This window comes from SAR324 cluster bacterium (assembly GCA_029245725.1).
Classification (GTDB): Bacteria; SAR324; SAR324; order SAR324; family NAC60-12; genus JCVI-SCAAA005.
Genome location: JAQWOT010000105.1, coordinates 1 through 13803, shown reverse-complemented (window position 1 = coordinate 13803; position 13803 = coordinate 1). Strand labels below are relative to the sequence as shown.

The 13803-nt window shown below is 46.6% G+C and carries 9 protein-coding genes and 3 tRNA genes; all 12 read right to left on the bottom strand.

The annotated features are described in order from the left end of the window. Positions 1 to 29: 29 nt before the first annotated feature. On the bottom strand, positions 30 to 308 hold the full coding sequence (locus tag P8O70_04755; protein ID MDG2196188.1) for a hypothetical protein: 279 nt from the start codon (positions 306 to 308) through the stop codon (positions 30 to 32). 506 nt (positions 309 to 814) lie between these two features. Then, positions 815 to 1018 carry a hypothetical protein gene (locus tag P8O70_04750; protein ID MDG2196187.1) on the bottom strand — a complete coding sequence of 68 codons (204 nt, stop codon included), beginning with the start codon at positions 1016 to 1018 and terminating at the stop codon, positions 815 to 817. Positions 1019 to 1546: 528 nt separating this feature from the next. Continuing rightward, positions 1547 to 2467, bottom strand: a complete 921-nt coding sequence (locus tag P8O70_04745) for an aminotransferase class IV (GenBank protein ID MDG2196186.1) — start codon at positions 2465 to 2467, stop codon at positions 1547 to 1549. Positions 2468 to 2732: 265 nt separating this feature from the next. After that, positions 2733 to 2809 (bottom strand) — tRNA-Arg (locus P8O70_04740). 22 nt (positions 2810 to 2831) lie between these two features. Then, positions 2832 to 2921 (bottom strand) — tRNA-Ser (locus tag P8O70_04735). 14 nt (positions 2922 to 2935) lie between these two features. Then, a tRNA-Ser gene (locus tag P8O70_04730) sits at positions 2936 to 3021 on the bottom strand. Between the two features lie 142 nt (positions 3022 to 3163). Beyond that, positions 3164 to 4705 (bottom strand): flagellin, encoded by a 1542-nt coding sequence (locus P8O70_04725; GenBank protein ID MDG2196185.1) that lies wholly within the window; start codon positions 4703 to 4705, stop codon positions 3164 to 3166. A 235-nt stretch (positions 4706 to 4940) separates the two neighbouring features. Continuing rightward, entirely contained in the window at positions 4941 to 6482 is a 1542-nt protein-coding gene (locus P8O70_04720; GenBank protein MDG2196184.1) for a flagellin, read from the bottom strand. 407 nt (positions 6483 to 6889) lie between these two features. After that, on the bottom strand, positions 6890 to 8434 hold the full coding sequence (locus tag P8O70_04715; protein MDG2196183.1) for a flagellin: 1545 nt from the start codon (positions 8432 to 8434) through the stop codon (positions 6890 to 6892). A 912-nt stretch (positions 8435 to 9346) separates the two neighbouring features. Further along, the gene (locus tag P8O70_04710) at positions 9347 to 10888 is read right to left on the bottom strand and encodes a flagellin (GenBank protein ID MDG2196182.1); all 1542 of its coding nucleotides are present in this window, start codon (positions 10886 to 10888) and stop codon (positions 9347 to 9349) included. Positions 10889 to 11144: 256 nt separating this feature from the next. Next, positions 11145 to 12686 (bottom strand): flagellin, encoded by a 1542-nt coding sequence (locus P8O70_04705; protein MDG2196181.1) that lies wholly within the window; start codon positions 12684 to 12686, stop codon positions 11145 to 11147. A gap of 755 nt (positions 12687 to 13441) precedes the next feature. Next, on the bottom strand, positions 13442 to 13803 hold a 362-nt coding region (locus tag P8O70_04700), incomplete at its 5' end, for a flagellin (protein ID MDG2196180.1).

Here is a 13803-nt window from a genome sequence, read left to right as displayed (position 1 = left end):
CGAGCTATCGGCCGGGTTCTCAGGATCCATCACAAGACTCTCTCTCGCTGGTTGGTGCAAGCTGCCCAAGCACTCCCAGCAAGCCTACCACAGACCGAAGCCTGCTCTTTCATCACTAAAAAAAGTCCCAATGTTGGCTCTGGCTGGCGGTAGACTCCATCTTTGGCAAAGTCCTCGGCTTTGTCTGTGGAAGAAGAACGATCAAAACTGGTAGAGCCCTCTGGCAGCAGATCAGGCACCTTCCGACGATGGGCTATGGCACGGACTTGCTGAAGGTCTACGAGAATTTCATTCCACAGGCCAAGCATTACGCCGGAAAGACCTTCACCACACAAATCGAATCACTCAACTGCCGACTCAGGCATTATCTGGCCAGGCTCCATCGTAAAACGCTTTGCTACAGTAAATCAAAAACGATGTTGCAAGTCTCTTTGAAACTGCTCATCCATAAGCTAAACAACCCTTAAGCTCCAACGCCCAATACCCTCATTTAGACTTTATCCACTTAGGTAAGAATTGGGGTGTGCAAGGTTATCGTTGCCAAGCTTGTTGACGATCATTTCAGATATTTCATATGGGTAGGGATCTCGACCTTATAGAGAAGGCTTGAAATCCATATCTTGAATTGCTTGGACTTGAAGCTGTGGGCAGAATATTCGTCGTGTACTCAAGAAAAGTTTCCCAGTGGCTCGATGTGGTATATGATTAGTTATCCGTGATCCCATCCACGACCAAAGATTGCTACTTAACAGAGGTTGACCAGTTGTACATTTTTGTTGCAAAATTCTAAATGTTGGATCTTGGTAGCCTTTGATTAAACTTCTGGCAAGGTTCTCGTCTTTGTCTGTGACTGCAGACCCATCCAGACAGCCAAAGGGATCTTAAGCAATTGAAAGGCTTGTTCGTCATTGGCTATGGCACAGACGCCTGAAAACCTACGAACGATTGATTCAGGCAGCTTTGTTCCATGAAGCAAAGACGTTGACCCTCCAGGCTGTAATTGTTGCAGACTCTTCATGGCTACACCGCATTAAGAAACGCTGTTCTACAATAAATTTAATGGATGTTCGAAATTTCTCTGAGTTTATTCATCTATTAACTAAACAGCGCTTAGGTTCTCTCCCCTCCAAAAAGAATTCCCTTGTTAATAGGCCGAACTAATCATGTCAACTCGATGCACCCACTGTCCACTCACCTCAACCTTTGCTTCAGCAGTTGACACACCACTGCACTTGTGGTGAGGACAACATCGCTTAGTTGAATTAGCCGTGATCCGTCTGCCTCAGGTTGTGGTTCTGCTCCATCCCAATTCGCACCCACGCCCGTTGTAAAGTCACATCGGATTGTTTGAGCTTTGAACACCTGCTGATCACTAGCAAAACTGTCTCATGGCTTAGCTTCAGCAGTTTCAGCAATAACGCAGATGATGCCCACTGAGAACAGTATCAACGGTGTTGGTAACCATTCATACAGAAGAATTCTGAGCAAGTAGGTCTTGGAAGTAGATACTAGGCAGGTATGACAGTCAGCAACTATTTGGCTTGCTTCAAAAGGGCTTCAGAATCTGTTCCTCGAGATCCAACTCTACCCTTTTTCCCCATAGCTGGATCAAGGCTTTAAATACAGGTCCGATCTCACCATTACTGATTGGCAGACCATTGATCTTCGTGACTGGAGCCACGCAATAAGGAGTACTTGCCAAAAAGGCTTCTTCTGCGTTGATCACGTCATAAACCTGAAAATCCTTCTCTATCCAGTTGATATCAAGTTCTGCCGCCAGTTGCCTTAGGAATTGGCTGCTAACTCCCGGCAGAATATTTCTTGAGGTAGGACTCCAGATCGTTCCTGCTTTATACATCAAAAAATTAGAGCCACTGGTTTCTGCAACGTTTCCTTGCAGATCCAAGCAGAGAGAAATTGCTTTAGGATCGACCAGGTGAGTTTCTTTATCTGCTAACCACCAGTGCATCCTACTTCTGCATTTGATCTTTGGGTCAATACATTCTGGTGGAACATGCCGAATGGATGGAGTTACGACATGTGCACCTTCGGTGTAAAAATGACGCCAAATGGAAAAAGGTAGGGGGAAGGTATGAATACAAAAAGTGGGTTTCATTCCCTTATTCTGGCCTGCAGCACCAGCATATGCTTTAAATTCGCCTGGGGAAATAAATTGAATACACCCAAGTTCCTGACCTGGTCTTAGAAACTGTGAGTTATGCTTGACCAACTGTTCAATAATATTTTGGGTTTCCGATTTTGATTCAGCAGGTTCAATCCTCGCAAATTTGCAGGATCGGTAAAATCTTTCGATATGTTGATCCAGTTGAAAGATTTGATGGTTAAATGTTCTTTCCATATCCGTTAGGGTCGCCCCCAATACAACTGCTGCATCGTAAATAGCGATGCTGGCCTGATTGGCAGGAATCAGTTGTCTGTTTAAATAGACGAGTTCTTCTTGGCTCATTCAGATTTCCTGATGATAGTTCTAAGCAGTCAATTAAAAATTAGAATTTCAACAGTATGTGCGTGAAAGCTGATGAATTAGTTCACAAGCAGACTGTGATCAACTCTTTGACTGGGCGTAACAATTGGGGTCAGGATTCAGCAATCCTACATTAGAAAATCAGGATATCTGCTTAGATTCAGGAGGAGATTTGCGTAGCAATTACAACTTTTTTGCTACGAAATAGTTTTTGAGAGAGAGAAATTCCGTAAGTAACTGATTTTACTGGCGCACCTATCAGGATTCGAACCTGAGACCTTCTGAACCGCAATCAGACGCTCTATCCAGCTGAGCTATAGGTGCGTGCAGTGAGGGCCAAGAGGTGTGGCGGAGGAGGAGGGATTCGAACCCTCGGTACAGTTACCCATACGGCACATTAGCAATGTGCTGGTTTCAGCCACTCACCCACTCCTCCGGAGCAGAACCGCTTGGCGGAGGGAGAGGGATTCGAACCCCCGAAGCTCTCGCTTAACGGTTTTCAAGACCGCCGGTTTAAACCACTCACCCATCCCTCCAAAAGCCGAAAATAATAGGCTGCTGACGTGGAGAATGCAAGATTATTTTGGTGGAATCACAGGCTGGATTTGCCTGACCGCAGCTAGCGTTGGCTGGCCTTTACTACGATCAAAAACAAAGGTATTAGAGCCGTAGAAGAACTCAACTCAGCAGTTGAACAACTGACTCCGCACGGGCATTTGCCTGAGCAAGCATCGCAGTAGAAGACTCAACCATGATCTGGTCCCGCGTGAACTTTGTCATTGCCTCGGCCATGTCTGCATCTCGGATTACAGATTCTGAACTCATCACATTCTCGTGAGCAGTGCGCAGATAGTTCAGGTTGCTCTCCAGATTGTTCTTCTGAAAGGCCCCGATTTCAGCACGAGTGGAAGAGACTTCTTCCAAAGCCCGATCCAGGACTCTCATCGAATCCTGGGCCTTGACCGGGTTGGTGACATCTACCTCAGACAAAGAGCCGAAGTCACTTACATTCTCAACTCCAGTGCCGAGATTGTCTGTGCGCATGTTGCGCAAGGCCAGCGAAGTGGTCTGTGACGGGTTAGAACCAATCTGAAAAACTAAGGAGTTTTGAGCAAGCGTGACGTTCCCTGCGCTGACTCCTGACAGGTTGCCCAGCGCAGTCTCAGAGAGTTGCATCGGTGGATCAAGAGAGTCTGGAATATCTGCAGGATCTGGTTGCCCTGGCAAGGCCAAACCTGAGTATCGCACTGCCAAGCCATCGGTGCTGGCATTGCCAGTATTCCCAGTCAGGACCTGCCCAACACCCGTTGCTTCCTCTCCATTGATCTCCCCGGCAACGTCCAAACCGTTGGCGATCGTATCATACACGTCACTCTTGGTGGACAGGATCCCTTGTGTTGTACTGGAAACCTTGAAGCTGTGCTGGCTGCCAAATTCCTTGTGACGAAGGCTAATGATCTGAGGAGCATTTGCTTCCGTCTCATCTTCGGGAGTTCGCATCAACTCCACATTCAAACCTGCTTCTTGGATTGCTGCGTTCAGAGCATTCAAGTTGTTTTCAACCGTCTCACCTTTGATCGTCCTGAAGTTGACCGTTTTCGAACCCTCGGTAATGGTCAGTTGCTCGCCACGATCAATGATCTCATTATCCAGAGCAACCATTCCAGCCATCTGGGCTCGACGCGCCGCCTGGTTGAGAACGACTTCGTAACCAGAAGCACCAGAACTTTGCGTAGCTTGAGTTGCTCCCACAAATTCCAGGTTAGCTCCAGAAGTCACCCCGGTTGCACCTTTGCTACCATCCAACAGCACCTTCATGCCAAACTGTCGGCTTTGAACCACCCGGTTGATGGTAGCCAGGATGTTGTTGATCTCCTTCTGATCTGCCTGCAGCATCACCTCATCATTCACTGCTTCGTTGGCAGCATGAACGGCCAACTGCCGGGCTGTGATCAGAGCAGAGCTGACTTCATCCAAAGCCGCCTCTGCCGTTTGTACCAGCGAAATTCCGGCTTCAGAATTATCAATGGCCTGTTTTAAGCCCGCGGTCTGTGCTCGCAAGCGCTCACTGATCACTAGGGAAGCTGGGCCATCGGCTCCTCGGTTGACCTTCAAGCCTGACGATAGATGTTCCATCGCCTCAGCTTGCTTGCCATTGTTGACTACCAAGTTGCGGTGCGTGTTGACCGCAGCCATATTTGTATTGACTCGTAGAGACATCTTTCATCCTTTTGCATGGAATTAGCGTTCCATCCAAGATTCTAGACCATGATGTTGACTTGGGGGGATTTTTGCTAGTGGGCCTGCCCTCTGGCCTTGGAGGTATGACGGCAGGAAGCCGTATAATTCAGTGTTAGAATCAACGAAATTTATCAATCTAGTTAATTTTCATTATCTAAATTAAAGCGACCCTCTAAGGTAATTTTCAAAGGATCGCCTCTTCTTACCTTCTGACTTAGCTGAGCAGGCTCAGTACTGACTGAGACCTTGCATTTGCTTGAGCCAACATCGCTGTAGAGGACTGGACCATGATCTGGTTACGAGTGAACTTGGTCATTTCTTCTGCCATATCGGCATCACGGATCACAGACTCTGAACTCATCACGTTCTCGTGGGCAATCCGTAAGTAGTTCAGGTTGCTTTCCAGATTGTTCTTCTGGAAGGCGCCAATCTCTGCCCGAGTCGAAGAGACCTCTTCCAAAGCCCGATCCAACAACCGCATGCTGTCTTGTGCTTTCACAGGCGCAGTCACGTCGATATCTGCCAACGACTGAAAGCCACTCTCCGTATCAACGCCAGTTCCTAGGCTGTTTGTGCGCATGTTACGCAGAGCCAATGAAGTAGTCTGCTCTGCATTCGAACCAATCTGGAAAATTAGAGAATTCTGAGCCAGGGTAACCGTACCTGCTTTGGTCGGGGCAAGATCTCCCAATGACGCCTCACTAAGTTGCATTGGAGGAGTCATGATTGGTGGAATGTCTGGAGGACTTGGCTGGCCTGGTAGTGCATCACCTGTGTAGCGAATCGCTAAACCGTCGGTATTCTCATTACCAACGTTACCCGTTAGAATCTGGCCTTTGCCTGTTGCCTCTTCCCCACTGATTTCACCGGCTACATCCAGCCCATTGGAAACTGTGTCGTAGACGTTGCCTTGAGCAGAAACCAATCCAGCTGTGGAACTGGCTACCTTGAAAGAGTAGTCACTACCAAATTCCTTGTGGCGCAAACTGATGATCTGCCCCTCGTTTGCACCTGTCTCATCTTCTGGGGACCGGATCATGTCAATGTTCAGTCCAGCTTCCTTGATCGCCGCGTTCAAGGCGTTCATATTGTTTTCGACAGTTTCTCCTTTGATGGTTCGGAAATTCACCGTCTTGGAACCTTCTGTGATCGTAATTTGCTCTCCACGATCAATGATTTCATTGGTTAGGGCAGTTGTTCCAGTGACTTGAGCTCGGCGTGATGCCTGGGTCATACTAACTTCGTAGCCAGTCGCGCCTGAGCTTTTGGTCTCTTGCGTAGCACCGACAAACTCTAGGTTTGCTCCAGAAACCACACCGGTAGCTCCCTTACTGCCATCTAGCAGCGTTTTGGAACCATACTGGGTATTCTGAGCGATTCGATTGACGGTGGCTAAGATATTGTCAATTTCCTGTTGATCTGCACGCAACATCACATCATCGTTGACAGCTTCGTTCGCGGCATGAACTGCTAATTGCCGAGCAGTAATCAAAGCAGAACTTACCTCATTCAGCGCAGCCTCTGCTGTTTGAACGAGAGAAATGCCAGCTTCAGAGTTGTCGATCGCTTGCTTCAAACCGGCTGTTTGAGATCGCAAGCGTTCGCTGATCACGAGGGAGGCAGGGCCGTCTGCTCCACGGTTGATCTTCAGACCTGATGACAAGCGTTCCATCGATTTGGACTGTTCCATATTGTTCGTAATCAAATTCCGATGCGAATTGATTGCAGAAACGTTGGTGTTGACTCGTAATGACATTTTTTCATCCTTGAAAATTTTGGACTTATCTGTCCAGGTTTTGGGCTACTTCACGTCCCTGTGTCGTACTCCCGAGTTGCCTCACGTGGGGTGAAACATGATGATCCAGTCGTGGAAAAAACCTTCTTGGTTTCTCAATTCACGAACCGGTTTGAAAAATCCTTTTTTCCTAGTCGGAAGAGTCTTTTTCTGAAAACTGGAATGCGATTCCTAGTTTTTAGGAAAATTTAAATAATGAAGATTATCTTTATTGATGAGCAACCAGACTATGATTGAGCTCTTTCAAGCCAATCACTCAGTCTCGGTAAACTCTCGATATCGAAGAACAAAAAACTACAAGAAGCCTACTTCTTTCTAGAAGTAGTTCGGTGGAGAAGCCGTTAGATTCTCCACATGAACACTTAAAATTAGCCGTTCAGTAAGCGTAGAACAGACTGAGATCGTGAATTTGCCTGAGCCAACATTGCTGTTGAAGACTCAACCATGATCTGATTACGAGTGAACTTGGTCATCTCCTCAGCCATATCTGCATCGCGGATCACAGACTCTGAACTCATCACGTTCTCGTGAGCGATTCGCAAGTAGTTCAGGTTGCTCTCCAGATTATTCTTCTGGAAGGCCCCAATCTCACCACGGGTTGAGGACACCTCTTCCAGAGCCCGATCTAACACACGCATGCTATCCTGAGCTTGAATAGCGTTGGTCACGTCGATATCTGCCAGAGACTGGAAGCCACTGACATTCTCCACACCAGTCCCCAAGCTGTTAGTACGCATGTTACGTAGCGCTAACGAGGATGTTTGCTCAGCGTTTGAACCAATTTGGAAGACCAAAGAGTTCTGTGCCAGCGTAACGGTTCCGGCATTGATTGGAGTCAGATCACCCAAATCTCTCTCTGCAAGCTGAACTGCAGGCTCAAGAGATTCTGGTACATCTGGTGGATTTGGTTGACTAGGCAGTGCCTCACCGGTGTATCGAATAGCCAAACCGTCCGTATTGGCGTTTCCAACATTGCCAGTCAGTACCTGACCTTTTCCGGTTGCTTCCTCACCATTGATCTCACCCGCGACATCTAATCCATTGGCAATGGTGTCGTACACATCACCTTTGGAAGAAAGAAGTCCCTGAGTAGTACTTGAGACTTTGAAGGAGTGTTCACTTCCAAATTCTTTGTGACGCAAGCTAATGATCTGAGGAGCATTCGCGCTCGTCTCGCTCTCAGGAGCACGCATCAGTTCGACATTTAGACCGGCTTCCTTGATCGCAGCATTCAAAGCATTGAGATTGTTCTCAACAGTCTCACCTTGAATCGTCTTGAAGTTAACAGTCTTGGAACCCTCCGTGATGGTCAGCTGCTCCCCACGATCAATAATGTCGTTCGTCAATTCGACGGTCCCTGCCATCTGAGCCCGACGAGCTGCCTGAGTAAGGCTTACCTCGTAGCCGGTTGCACCGGAACTCTGAGTGTCTTGAGTAGCTCCGACGAACTCCAAGTTGGCTCCGGAGACAACACCCGTGGCCCCCTTACTACCGTCCAACAACGTTTTGGTGCCATACTGAGTGTTTTGAGCGATGCGGTTGACAGTCGCGATGATATTATCAATCTCCTGCTGATCGGCACGAAGCATTACATCATCATTGACCGCCTCGTTGGCAGCGTGAACCGCCAACTGCCGAGCAGTGATCAGCGCTGAACTCACCTCATCCAATGCAGCTTCTGCCGTTTGAACTAAGGAAATTCCAGCCTCAGAGTTGTCGATCGCTTGCTTCAAACCAGCTGTTTGAGACCGCAAACGCTCGCTGATCACCAAAGAAGCTGGTCCATCTGCTCCTCGGTTAATCTTCATCCCAGACGATAAGCGCTCCATCGACTTGGACTGCTCTGTGTTATTGATAGTCAGATTGCGATGTGTATTGATAGCAGAAACATTAGTGTTTACACGTAAGGACATACTTCCTCCTTGAAATAAGGAACTATTCAGAATCCTTTCGGAGACTGAGAGTTACAGGAATCGTCACCTCCCTGTGTCGTTCCCTCGCAGGGCTTGCCACAAAACAGAATACTCCCATACCGTATTCCTGGAAAACGCTCGGTGGCCCATTTCCGCATTGCTTTGCAACAAATTGGTTCCCATCTATTGATGGGGACATCGGTTTTGTAGGCTTCTCTGAAAAAGCCTACTCCTAAAATCAAAATTTGGATTGACTGAGAAACTCCAACTGTGATCAAAGTTTTCAAAAAACTATGGAACTAAAAATTGATAACTATAAAAACTTTAGTTATCTAAATTTTGTTACCAACTCAGAGTCCTGAATTGGATTTTGGCTCTTGAATTCAAATGCTCACAGAAATTGAATCTTGCAGGAGCAATTTGTTATTCTCTCACATTCTTTGCCGAGAAACGGGACGTTCCCATACCGTATTCCCAGAAAAAAATTGGTGGCCTATTCCCATGTTTCTTGGTAAAAACATGGCTCCTATCTTTTGATGGAGGTCTCAGTTTTGTAGATTTTTTTGAGAAGACCCACCTCTAAAAATCGAATTTTGAATTGACTGAGAAACTCCAACTGTGCTCAAAGTTTTCAAAAAACTATGGAACTAAAAATTGATAACTATAAAAACTTTAGTTATCTAAATTTTGTTACCAACTCAGAGTCTTGAATTGGATTTTGGCTCTTGAATTCAAATGCTCACAGAAATTGAATTCTTACAGCAAAAATCTGCCAAATCAGAACCTCTCAGCAATTCAAATTTTCAAAGAACAAACAATCTGATCCCTCTACACTTATCAGGATGGATTCATGCGAAACCGCTCTGGTGAAGAACAGTTTCTGAAAAACCCAACCAGTTAAAAAGCTAGCTTTTACTGGAGAAGCCGAAGGACAGACTGTGCTCTGGAATTAGCCTGCGCCAGCATCGCTGTTGCTGAGTCAGTCAGGATCTGGTTGCGTGTGAAGGTCGTCATCTCTTCGGCCATGTCTGCATCTCGAATCACCGACTCCGAACTCAACACATTCTCATGCGCGATGCGCAAATAGTTCAGGTTGCTCTCCAAATTGTTTTTCTGGAAAGCTCCAATCTCTCCTCGCGTTGAAGATACTTCCTCCAAAGCTCGATCCAACACCCGCATTGAATCCTGGGCCTTCAGGGCATCGGTCACATCGATATTTGCTAGAGATTGAAAATCACTCTCATTGTCCACACCAGTTCCTAGGCTATCTGTACGCATATTGCGCAAGGCTAATGAGGTCGTCTGCTCTGCGTTAGAACCAATCTGGAAGACCAATGAGTTCTGTGACAAGGTTACAGTTCCAGCCTGTACTTTCCCTAAGTTGCCCAAACGTGCCTCAGACATCTGGCTGGGAGGAGTCATCGCTGGGGGGACATCAGGTGGAGGCAATTCACCTGGCAAAGACAGACCCGTGTAGCGAATGGAGAGTCCATCTGTATTTTCATTGCCCTTGTTACCAACCAGAATCTGGCCCTTGCCTGTTGCTTCCTCACCGTTGAGTTCACCAGCGACGTCCAAGCCGTTTGCAATCGTATCGTAGACATTGCTTCGACTGGAGATCAGACCTGGAGTAGAACTGGCAACTTTGAAGGAATGCTCGCTACCAAAATCTCTGTTTCGCAGACTGATCAATTGAGGAGAGTTCGCACTAGATTCTTTTTCAACGGATCGAATCAGGTCAATGTTTAGACCAGAATCTTTAATTGCTGCATTCAAGGCGTTGAGATTGTTCTCAACGGTTTCACCTTTGATAGAATAGAAGTTGACCGTCTTAGAGCCTTCGGTGATTGTGATCTGTTCTCCTCGGTCAATGATGTCGTTCGTGAGTTCTACGACACCCGTGACTTGAGAGCGGCGAGCTGCCTGAGTCAGTTTTACATCATAGCCAGTAGCTCCAGAACTTTTAGTCTCCTGGGTAGCTCCTACAAACTCCAAGTTGGTTCCAGAGACAACGCCAGTGGCTCCTTTACTGCCATCTAAAAGGGTCTTAGATCCAAATTGGGTGTTTCGAGCGATGCGATTGACTGTGGACAGGATGTTGTCGATCTCTTGTTGATCAGCGCGCAGCATGAATTCATCATTCACAGCTTCGTTAGCTGCGTGTACAGCCAACTGTCGAGCATTGATCAACGCAGAACTGACTTCATCCAGCGCAGCCTCAGCAGTTTGAACCAGTGAGATACCCGCTTCTGAGTTATCCATCGCTTGCTTCAAACCAGCAGTCTGAGCTCGTAGTCGCTCACTGATCACTAGAGAAGCTGGACCATCAGCCCCCCGATTGATCTTCAGACCAGAAGACAATCGCTCCATTGACTTGGCTTGAGCCGTATTGTTAAGGGTCAAATTCCTATGGGTGTTGATCGCAGGAACATTGGTGTTAACTCGCAGTGACATATTTCATCCTTGAATTATGGTTTAAAATCTGACCTCATTTTTGTCTATGAGGCTTGTTTTATCCTCTGGACACGTCCCTGTGTCCATTCGGCGAAAAGCTTTCGATGACTCTTTGCTATCTAGCTTGAAGTCACTGAGGAAGATAACTAACCCCTATCTTCCTGAAGAACGTTCTTGAATCCGCAATCAGGATGGATTCATGCGAAACCACTCTTGTGAACGGTTCCTGAAAAACCTAACCAGTTAGTAGCTGTTTTTACTGGAGGAGTCGCAGGACAGACTGCGCTCGTGAATTAGCCTGAGCCAGCATTGCGGTTGCTGAATCGGTCATGATCTGGTTGCGTGTAAAGCCTGTCATTTCTTCCGCCATATCCGCATCCCGAATGACAGATTCGGAGCTCATCACATTCTCATGGGCGATACGCAGATAGTTGAGATTGCTCTCTAGGTTGTTCTTCTGGAAGGCGCCAATCTCACCGCGTGTTGAGGAAACTTCTTCAAGGGCACGATCCAAAACTCGCATAGCGTCTTGAGCCTTGACTGGACCGGTCACATCGATTTCTGCCAAAGATCGGAATCCAGTCTCTGTCTCGACACCAGTACCCAGGCTGTTCGTACGCATATTGCGTAGCGCCAGTGAAGTTGTTTGCTCTGCATTTGAGCCGATCTGGAATATGAGAGCATTTTGCGATAGTGAAACTGTTCCAGCTTTGACCGGACTGAAATTACCCATTGCAGCTTGGCTGGTCTGGTTCATCGCTGTTTCAGGTTGTGGCAAGTCTGGTGGATTTGCCTGACCTGGTAACGCCTCACCTGTGTAGCGAATGGCAAGGCCATCAGTATTTGAATTTCCTGTATTGCCTGTCAAAATTTGTCCCACACCAGTCGCTTCCTCACCATTGATCTCACCTTGTACATCTAATCCATTCTCAATCGTGTCATAGACGTTCGTTCTCGCAGAGAGTAGTCCTGCAGTTGAGCTTGCTACCTTGAATGAGTGTTCACTTCCAAAATCCTGATGGCGCAGGCTGATGATCTGTGGTGAGTTAGCATTTGTGGATTTTTCATCAGGGCGAATCAAATCTACATTTAGACCAGCTTCCTGAATTGCGGCATTGAGCGCATTCAGGTTGTTCTCGACAGTCTCACCCTTGATAGAGTAAAAGTTGACGGTCTTGGAACCCTCAGTAATTGTAATCTGCTCACCACGATCAATAATCTCGTTAGTGAGTTCAACACTACCGGTCACCTGAGCTCGGCGTGAGGCTTGCGTGATAGCGACATCATATCCGGTTGGACCAGAACTCTTGGTTGTTTGTGTAGCTCCAACAAATTCCAAATTAGCTCCAGATACAACACCCGTGGCTCCCTTACTACCATCCAACAAGTTCTTCTTACCAAATTGAGTGTTCTGAGCAATCCGATTGACGGTAGCCAGAATGTTATCAATTTCTTGCTGATCAGCGCGTAGCATGAACTCATCGTTTACAGCTTCGTTCGCTGCATGAACTGCTAACTGTCGTGCGTTGATCAGTGCAGAGCTGACTTCATCCAATGCGGCTTCTGCTGTTTGTACCAGTGAGATACCAGCTTCTGAGTTATCAATCGCTTGTTTCAGACCAGCTGTTTGTGCTCGTAAACGCTCACTGATCACCAAGGATGCAGGACCATCGGCACCACGGTTGATCTTTAAGCCTGAAGACAAGCGCTCCATTGATTTGGCTTGCTCAGTATTATTGATTGTCAAATTCCGGTGGGTATTGATCGCAGGAACATTAGTATTGACACGAAGTGACATAATTCATCCTTGAATTGAGTTGCATTAGATTACCTCGCAGTCGTTTTGGACCACGAGACACAATCCACTATCCGGCCACGTCCCTGTGTCCGCTAGAGGGTATGCGAAGGCCCTTGCGGTCTAACCCTTTGGTAGACCCCAAGTATTTATGGAAGAATGTACACAATTCTATCTTCCAAGAATATTTTTTGGACAAAAATCTCCACATCGCAGGATGGAGATAATCAGACCTCCAATTTATTTTTGGAGATCTGATTATCTCGACCCAAATTTTATTTGCAGATTATTTTGATTATCAAAATAAGTTTTCTAAATCCCAGCTTTTTATCAGACTCGGGCTTAACAAAAATCTTCTCTAGAACTGACCATTCAAAGATTTACATGCTTCACCTCTAATCGGCTTTTTCAGGGGTTGTCTGAGCCAACAAAAAGGTGTTTTTAGGCCTACTGCCTTACTTTAATGACTCACAAATTCATGGCTATTATTCCGAAGAAAGAAATCCATAAACCAAAATCATTATCGTACACAAAAGTGTCAACGGGCCATTGCTGATAAGGGAATTTCAAAAACTGAAATCACAACAATAAATTTTCAAAGAGCAAATTCGATGAGCCATTTTTGCTGGCTTCAATCCATATTTTTAGTCATGGATTCATTAGAAGATACCCGGCGAATACCTTCCCAAAAATCCACAAACTGCTTTCCAGAGAAGGCCCCGGAAGAGCCTTCAGAACCTTGTAGACTTACTTAGATCTTAGTTGAACAAGCGTAAGACCGACTGGGACCGTGCATTTGCTTGAGCCAACATCGCAGTTGCAGAATCAGTCATGATCTGGTTGCGTGTGAAATTGGTCATCTCTTCCGCCATATCCGCATCTCGAATCACAGATTCGGAACTCATCACGTTCTCATGAGCAATGCGTAAGTAGTTCAGGTTGCTCTCCAGATTATTCTTCTGGAAGGCACCAATCTCACCACGAGTTGAGGAGACTTCTTCCAGGGCTCGATCAATCACACACATCGCATCCTGAGCCTTCTGGGCACCGGTCACATCAATATCTGCCAAGGAGACAAAATCACTGTCATTATTAACCCCAGTTCCCAGTGTATTGGTCT